Origin of the sequence: Kitasatospora sp. NPDC048365, from assembly GCF_043200835.1 — a bacterium.
Lineage (GTDB): Bacteria > Actinomycetota > Actinomycetes > Streptomycetales > Streptomycetaceae > Kitasatospora > Kitasatospora terrestris.
In genome coordinates this window covers 1-8992 of record NZ_JBICYJ010000094.1, presented here as the reverse complement: position 1 = coordinate 8992, position 8992 = coordinate 1, and the positions used below count along the sequence as shown (strand labels likewise).

Sequence of the window (8992 nt, the reverse complement as noted above, 5' to 3'; positions counted from 1 at the left end):
CCCGGGTGCTGGCGGACGGCACGGTGGACTTCCTCGGTCGCCTGGACCACCAGGTGAAGATCCGCGGCCACCGCATCGAACTCGGCGAGATCCAGACCGCCCTCTCGTCCCACCCGGACGTCCGGGAGGCCGCGGTGATCGCCGAGGGCGAGGCCGGCGAGGCCCGCCTGGTCGCCTACGTGGTGACCGGCACGGCCCGGCCCGACCTGGCCGCGCACTGCGCCGAGTCGCTGCCCGAGTACATGGTCCCGGCGGTCTTCGTCACCCTGGACGCGCTGCCGCTGAACGCCAACGGCAAGCTCGACCGGACCGCCCTGCCGTCCGCCGAGTCCGCCGCCGAGCGCGCCAAGGTCGCGCCGCGCACCCCGCTGGAGCAGCGGGTCGCCGCGGTCTGGTCGGAGGTGCTGGGGGTCGCGGAGATCGGCGTCGAGGACGGCTTCTTCGAGCTCGGCGGCGACTCGATCCGGGTGATCGCCCTGGTCGGCGCGCTGCGCGCGGAGGGCGTGGACGCCACCGTCCGCGACGTCTTCGAGCAGCGCACGGTCGCCGGCCTCTGCGAGGCGGTGGCCGGCCGCTCGGAGGCCGCACGACCCACGGGCGGCGTCGAGCCGTTCGCCCTGATTTCGGCAGCCGACAAGGCTGCCCTGCCGGCCGGCCTGGACGACGCCTACCCGCTGTCCCAGGTGCAGATCGGCATGCTGGTGGAGATGGACCCCGGCGCGGCGGGCGGCGCGTACCACAGCGTCGCCGCCCACCGGGTCGGCGGGGACGGGCCGTTCGATCCGGCCGCCTTCCGCGCCGCCCTCGCCGAGGTCTCCACCCGGCACGACATGCTCCGCACCTCGATGGACCTGGTCTCCTACTCCGTCCCGATGCAGCGGGTGCACGCCATGGTCGAGACGCCGCTCGCGGTGCACGACCTGCGCGGCCTGGAGCGGGACGAACTGCACGCCCGGCTCAAGGAGTTGCTGGAGGCCGAGCGGGCCACCGGCTTCACCCTGGCCGAGGCGCCGCTGCTGCGGGCCTCCGTCGCCGTCGAGGACGACGCGTCCTGGTGGCTGGTGCTGACCCGGCCGCACGCGATCAGCGAGGGCTGGTCCCACCACGCCCTGCTCGGTGAGCTGCTGGCGGTCTACCGGGAGCTGCGGGACGGCCGCGAGCCGGCCCCCCGGCAGCCCGGTCCGGTGCGCTACGCGGACTTCATCGCGGGTGAGTTGGAGTCGCTGGCCTCCGCCGAGGAGGCCGCGCACTGGAGCGCGGTGCTGGCCGACCGGGCCCCGTTCGCCCTCCCCGAGGGCTGGGGTGCGGGCGAGCGCGAGGAGTACGACGTCAAGGTGGTCTTCGGCGACCTGCTGGAGCCGCTGCAGCAGCTGGCCCGCAGGGCCCGCACCTCGCTGAAGAGCGTCCTGCTGGCCGCGCACGCCAAGGTGCTCTCCCAGCTGGTCGCCGAGCCGGGCTTCCACTTCGGCCTGGTGGTCGACGCCCGTCCCGAACTGGCCGGTGCCGAGCGGGTGTTCGGAATGCACCTGAACACCCTGCCGTTCGCCGTGGACCGGATCGGCGGCAGCTGGACCGAGCTGGTCCGGGCGGTCTTCGCCCAGGAGCTGGCGCTGTGGCCCAACCGCCGCCACCCGATGCCGGCGATCGCCCGGCTGCGCGAGGGCGCCGGTGCGGAGCGGCTGGTCAACACGGTCTTCAACTGGTTCGACTTCGCGCAGATCGACGCCGACTCGGTCGGCGACGGCCCGCAGGTCGGCGACTCGCAGACCGAGTTCGACCTGACCGTGCACTGCCGCCCCGGCCGGATCTCGCTGACCACGCACACCGAGGTGCTGACCCGCGCCAACGGCGCGCGGCTGGCCGCGATGTACCGCGAGGTGCTGGCCGCGATGGCCGCCGACCCGGACGGCTCCGCCGCGGGCGTGCTGCTCCCGGCCGACGAGCGCCGGCTGCTGCTCACCGAGTGGACCGCCACCGAGCGTGAGCCGCTGACCGTCGACCCGCTGGCGCTGATCGAGGGCTTCGCCGCCACCCGGCCCGAGCTGCCCGCCGTGTGCGACGACGACACCGCGCTCACGTACGGCGAGCTGAACGCCCGGGCCAACCGCCTGGCGCACCACCTGCGCGGCCTCGGGATCGGCCCGGAGAGCGTGGTCGGCGTGCTCGCCGAGCGCTCCGCGGCCACCCTGACCGCGATCACCGCGGTGCTCAAGGCCGGCGCGGCGTACCTGCCGCTCGACCCGAAGCTCCCGGCCGAGCGCCTCGGCTTCCTGATCGCCGACGCCTCGGTGCGCGCCCTGGTCACCGTCGCCGAGCACGCCGCGACCGCCGCCGAGGCGGGCGTCCCGGCGCTGCTGCTGGACGACCCGTCCTGGGAGCAGGAGTCGGACCGCGACCTCGCGCCGCTGTCCGCCGACGACTCGCTGGCGTACACCATCTACACCTCGGGCTCCACCGGCCGCCCCAAGGGCGTCCTGGTGCACCGCCTCGGCATGGGCAACCACCTGGTCGCCAAGATCGAGGACCTGGAGCTCACCGCGCGGGACACCGTGGCGCAGAACGCCTCGCTCAGCTTCGACATCTCGGTCTGGCAGATGTTCGCCGCGCTCGCGGTGGGCGGCCGGGTCCGGGTGGTCGGGCCGGACGCGGCGCTCGACCCGGCGGAGCTGTTCGCCCGGGTGGTCGCCGACGAGGTGACCGTCCTGGAGGTCGTGCCCTCGCTGCTGCGCTCCGCGTTGGACTCCTGGGACGCCGGCGCCCCGGCGCCGGACCTGGGCCTGCTGCGCCGGGTGATGGTCACCGGCGAGGCGCTGCCCGCGGAGCTGTGCGAGCGCTGGCTCGACCGCTTCCCGGGGATCCCGCTGGTCAACGCCTACGGCCCGACCGAGTGCTCGGACGACATCACGCACGCCGAGCTGAGCCGCGCCGAGCAGGTCGCGGACGGCCGGGTGCCGATCGGCGGCCCGGTCCGCAACACCCGCCTGTACGTGCTGGACGCGCACGGCGACCCGGTGCCGCTGGGCGTCCCCGGCGAGCTGTACGCGGGCGGCGTGGGCGTGGCCCGCGGCTACCTGGGCCGTCCGGGCCTGACCGCCGAGCGCTTCGTGCCGGACCCGTTCGCCGCGGACGGCTCCCGGCTGTACCGCACCGGCGACCTGGTCCGCTGGCGGGCCGACGGGCAGCTGGCCCACCCGCAATTGGACTTCCTGGGCCGGATCGACGACCAGGTGAAGGTCCGCGGCTACCGGATCGAGCTGGGCGAGATCGAGTCCGCGCTGGCCGAGCACCCGGCGGTGCGCCAGGCCGTGGTGGTGGTCCGCGAGGACACCCCGGGCACCCAGCAGCTGGTCGGCTACACCGTGCCCGCCGAGGGCGCGGAGGAGCCCGCCCCGGGCGAGCTGCGCGAGTGGCTGGGCCGCACCCTGCCGGCGTACATGGTCCCGGCGGCGTTCGTCGCGCTGGAGGCCGTGCCGCTCACCCCGAACGGGAAGATCGACAAGCGCGGGCTGCCGAAGCCCGGCGCGGAGGCCTTCACCCGGGGCACCTCGGTGGCGCCGCGCACCCCGTTCGAGGAGCAGGTCGCCGCGGTCTGGCAGGAGGTGCTGGACACCGACGCGGTCGGCGTCGAGGACTCCTTCTTCGACCTCGGCGGCGACTCCATCCGCGCCGTCTCGCTGGTCGGCCGGCTGCGCGCCCAGGGCTGGGACGCCACCGTCCGCGACGTGTTCGAGCAGCGCACGGTGGCCCGGCTCTGCGCGTACCTCGCGGACCGGCCGCTGGCCGGGGCCGAGAGCCGGCTGGTCGCGCCGTTCCAGCTGATCGGCGGCGCCGACCGGGCGCTGCTGCCCGGCGGCATCGAGGACGCGTACCCGCTGACCCAGAACCAGGTCGGCATGCTGATCGAGATGCTGGCCGACTCGACCCGGAACGTGTACCACATCGTCAACACCTTCCGGATCAAGGACGCGCGGCCGTTCTCGCTGGAACTCCTGCGCCAGGCAGCCCAGTTGCTCACCGAGCGGCACGAGGTGCTGCGCACCTCGATCCACCTGACCGACTACTCGGCGCCGATCCAGATGGTGCACCCCGAGTCGCGGATCCCGGTGGGCATGGCCGACCTGCGGGGCGTCCCGCAGGACGAGGCGGTGGCGATCCTGCAGGAGTACGTCGCCCGGCAGCGCGCCGAGGTGTTCGACGTCAGCAAGGCGCCGCTGCTGCGGCTCCACGTCCACCTGGAGAGCGACGAGGCCTGGTGGCTCACCTTCACCCAGTGCCACGTGGTCACCGAGGGCTGGAGCTACCACCTGCTGCTGATGGAGCTGCTGGCCGCCTACCGCAGCCTCGCCGACGGCTCGGAGCCCGAGTTCGAGGAGCTGCCGGAGGTCCGCTTCGCGGACACCGTCGCCGCCGAGCTCGCGTCCTGCGCGGACGAGGACACCCGGGGCTACTGGGAGGGCATCGTCCGGGACTACCGGCCGCTGCAGCTGCGCGGCCTCGCCGACCCGGAGGCCGGCGAGCCGACCCCGGTCTACGGCCAGATCCCGTTCGAGGACCTGGGCGCCGACCTGCGCAGGCTGGCCTCCACCGCCCAGGCCTCGATGAAGGCGGTGCTGCACGCGGCCCACCTGAAGGTGATGAGCCAGCTCACCGACGCCACGGCCTTCCACTCCGGCCTGGTCTGCGACACCCGGGTCGAGGAGCTGGGCGCCGAGCGGGTGTTCGGCATGTACCTCAACACCGTCCCGTTCGCGATGGACCGCGGTGCCGCCACCTGGAGCGACCTGGTGGCCCGGGTCTTCGCCCGCGAGGTGGAGATGTGGCCGCACCGCCGCTACCCGATGCCGCTGATCCAGCGGGCGGCCGGGGGCGAGCGCCTGGTCAACGTGTACTTCAACTACCTGGACTTCCACCAGGTCGACAGCGACATGGTCGACACCGGCAAGCGCATCAGCAACGCGCCGGTGGAGGCCGGGATCGGACTCACCGTCCACAACCGCGGCGACCGGCTCCACCTGAGCAGCCACACCGCGGCCATCAGCCCCACCAACATGGAGAGGATCGCCGGCATGTACCGAGCCGTCCTGGAAGGCATGGCGCACGACGCGCAGGGCGACGCCCGCGCCGTCCTGCTGCCGGCCGGGGAGCGCGAGCAGCTGCTCGCCGACGGCCCCGGCGAGAGCACCGACCCGCTGGCGGGCCGCACCCTGCACGCGATCTTCGCGGCGCAGGCCCAGGCCGCCCCGGACGAGCCCGCGGTCACCGCGGGCGGCACCACCCTCAGCTACCGCGAGGTGGACGAGAAGGCCAACCGTCTGGCGCACCGCCTGCGCGGCCTGGGCGCCGGCCCCGAGCAGCTGGTCGGCATCTGCCTGCAGCGCGACGAGAAGCTCGTCCCCACCCTGATCGGCGTGCTCAAGTCCGGCGCCGGCTACCTGCCGCTGGACCCGGCCAACCCGGTCGACCGCCTGGCGTACATCGCCGAGGCGGGCGGCGCGAAGGTCGTCGTCACCGACGCGGCCTGCGCCCCGAAGCTGCGCGAGTTCTACGCCGGCGAGGTCGTCGTCCTGGACGACCCGGCCGAGGCCGCGCTGCTCGCCGGGCTGCCCGCCGACGACCCGGGCGCCGGCGCCGAGCCGGAGAACCTGGCGTACACCATCTACACCTCCGGCTCCACCGGGAAGCCCAAGGGCGTGGCGATCAGCCACCGCAACGTCACCCGGCTGGTCTCCACCGCGCAGGAGCACTACGCCTTCGACGACTCCGACGTCTTCTCGATCACCCACTCGTACGCCTTCGACGTCTCGGTGTTCGAGCTGTGGGCCGCGCTCTGCCACGGCTCCCGGGTGGTCCTGGTGACCGCCGACACCGCCCGCAACCCGGAGGAGTTCCTCGACCTGCTGGTGGACGAGGAGGTCACCGTCCTCTCGCAGACCCCGACCGCCTTCCGCTCGCTGGTCGCCGCCGCCGCGGCCGGGGACCGCCGGATCCGCGAACTCTCGCTGCGGGCCGTGGTCTTCGCCGGCGAGAAGCTGGAGATCCCGGAGCTCAGGCCGTGGGTCGAGCGCCGCGGCCTCGGCCGGACCGCGCTGATCAACATGTACGGCATCACCGAGACCACCGTGCACACCACCTACCAGCGGCTCACCAAGAAGGACTTCGCCGACGGCGCGGGCAACAACATCGGCCGCCCGCTGAGCGACCTGAAGGTGCACCTGCTGGACGCCGAGGGCAGCCTCGTCCCGGCCGGCGTCACCGGCGAGATGTTCGTCTCCGGACCGGGCGTCGCCCGCGGCTACTTCGGCCGCCCGGGCCTGACCGCCGAGCGCTTCGTCCCGGACCCGTACGGCACCCCCGGCGCCCGGATGTACCGCTCCGGCGACCTGGCCGCCCGCCGCTCCGACGGCGGACTGGACTTCCTCGGCCGGATCGACGACCAGATCAAGATCCGTGGCTTCCGGGTGGAGCTCGGCGAGATCGAGTCCGCGCTGGCCGCCCACCCGGCCGTCCACCAGGCCGTGGTGCTGCTCCGCGAGGACAACCCCGGCGACAAGCAACTGGTCGGCTACCTCGTCCCGGCCGGGGACGGCCTGCCGGACGCCGCCGAGCTGCGCGGCTTCCTGGCCGCGTCGCTGCCCGAGTACATGGTCCCGGCGGTCTACCTGGCGATCGACGCCATCCCGCTGACCACCAACGGCAAGCTCGACAAGCGCGCCCTGCCCGCCCCCGGCGCGGACGCCATCCGCGCCCGCCAGGAGTACCGGGCCCCGCGCACCCCGCTGGAGACCCGGATCACCGAGGTCTGGCAGTCCGTCCTCGGGGTGGAGCGGATCGGCGTCGAGGACTCCTTCTTCGACCTCGGCGGCGACTCCATCCGCGCCGTCGCCCTGATCGGCGCGCTCCGCGCGGCCGGCCTGGACGCCTCGGTCCGCGACGTCTTCACCCGCCGCACCGTGGCCGGCCTCGCCGAGGCACTGGACGGCCGGGCCGAGATCGTCGAGTCCACCGCCCGGATCGCGCCGTTCGCCCTGATCACCGAGGAGGACCGGGCCGCGCTCCCGGAGGGTGTCGAGGACGCCTACCCGCTGACCCAGGGCCAGCTCGGCATGCTGGTCGAGATGCTGGCCGGCGAGGGCAAGCAGGACTACCACATCGTCAAGACCATCGGCATCTCCGCCGAGGAGGCCTTCGACGAGACCGCGCTGCGCCGCGCCGTCGCCGACCTGACCCCGCGCCACGAGGTGCTGCGCACCTCGGTCGACCTGGAGACCTACAGCGTGCCGGTGCAGCTGGTGCACCGCACCGCCGAGGTGCCGGTCACCGTGTACGACCACCGGGAGCTGGACGCCGCCGCCGAGGCCGAGGTGATCTCGGACTTCCTCGACCTGGAGGCCGCCACCCCGCTCGACCACGCGGTCGCCCCGCAGCTGCGGATCTTCGTCCACCTGCTCTCCGGCGGGCGCTGGCAGCTCACCTTCTCCCAGTCGCACGTGATCCTGGACGGCTGGAGCTTCTACCAGCTGCGCCTGCAGCTGCTCGACCTCTACCGCAGCCACCGGGACGGCACCGCGCCGGCCGCCTACCAGGCGCCGGGCGTCCGGTTCGCCGACTTCGTGGCCGCCGAGCAGCGCGCGCTGAACTCCGCCGAGGACCGCGGCTACTGGACCGAACTGGTCACCGGCCGCAGCAAGTTCACCCTGCCCACCGCCTGGGGCGACGGCCGGGACGGCGACGGCGAGGTGTACCGCCTGCTGGTCGAGTTCACCGAGCTGCTGCCCGCGCTGGAGTCGCTGGCCTCCCGGGCCGGCGTGCCGCTGAAGACCGTGCTGCTGACCGCGCACCTCAAGGTGCTCAGCCAGCTCACCCACGAGCAGTCCTTCCACAGCGGCCTGATGTCGCACACCCGTGGCGAGATGGTCGGCGCCGACCGGGTGGCCGGCATGAGCCTGAACGCCCTGCCGTTCGCCTTCCGGCGCGGCGCGGCGACCTGGCGCGAGCTGGTCCAGCAGGTCTTCGACGGCGAGACCGAGCTGTGGGCGCACCGGCACTTCCCGATGCCCGCCATCCAGGCCGAACTGGCCCGCGGCACCCGCCTGATCGACGTCTACTTCAGCTTCATCGACTTCGACCAGCCGGACGACGGCCCGGTCGACCGGCGCCTGGACTTCTGCTTCAGCTCCAACGAGTTCCCGCTCACCGTGGCGGTGCAGGCCGGCCGGCTGACCTTCCACACCAACTCGCACGCCGTCTCCCAGCCCAACGCCGAGCGCCTGGCCGCGATGTACCGCACGGTGCTCGCCGCGATGGCCGAGGACGTGGACGGCGACGCCCGCGCGGTGTACCTGCCCGAGGGCGAGTCGCAGTGGCTGTGGGAGCAGGCACCGGGCCGCACGGCCGGCTTCGGCCCGCTCTCGGCCCCGGAGCGGATCGCCGCCCAGGCGGCGGCCACCCCGGACGCGGTCGCCGTGGTCGCCGGCGGCGAGCAGGTGACGTACGGCCGGCTGATCGCCCGGGCCGACGCGGTCGCCGCCCGGCTGCGGGCCGCCGGGGTCGCCCCCGGTGCGGTGGTCGGCGTGGTCCTCGACCGCGGCGCCGACCTGCTGGCCGGCTTCCTCGGCACCTGGCGGGCCGGCGCGGCCTACCTGCCGCTCGACCCGGCCTACCCCGTGCAGCGGATCGCCGACACCCTGGCCGACGCCGGAGCCGCCGCGCTGCTCACCCAGACCGGCTACGCCGGCGCCCTGCTCGGCGCCTTCGAACGGCCGGTGCTCTGCCTGGACGCCGAGGACTTCTACCGCGCCGAGACCGGCCTCCCGGTCCGGCCGCAGCCGGAGGACCTGGCGTACGTCATCTACACCTCGGGGTCGACGGGTCGGCCGAAGGGTGTGGAGGTGACGCATGCGGGTCTGGTGAACCACCTGGGGTGGGCGGCGGAGGAGTTGTGCGTCGCGCCGGGCGGTTCGGCGGTGTTCTCGTCGGTGGCGTTCGACCTGGT

The 8992-nt window shown here is 74.0% G+C and carries 1 protein-coding gene; it reads left to right on the top strand.

The features are described 5' to 3' along the window. Positions 1-23: 23 nt before the first annotated feature. Positions 24-8992, top strand: an 8969-nt coding sequence (locus ACGFX4_RS41015; RefSeq protein WP_393086282.1) for an amino acid adenylation domain-containing protein, incomplete at its 3' end; no start/stop codon positions are given.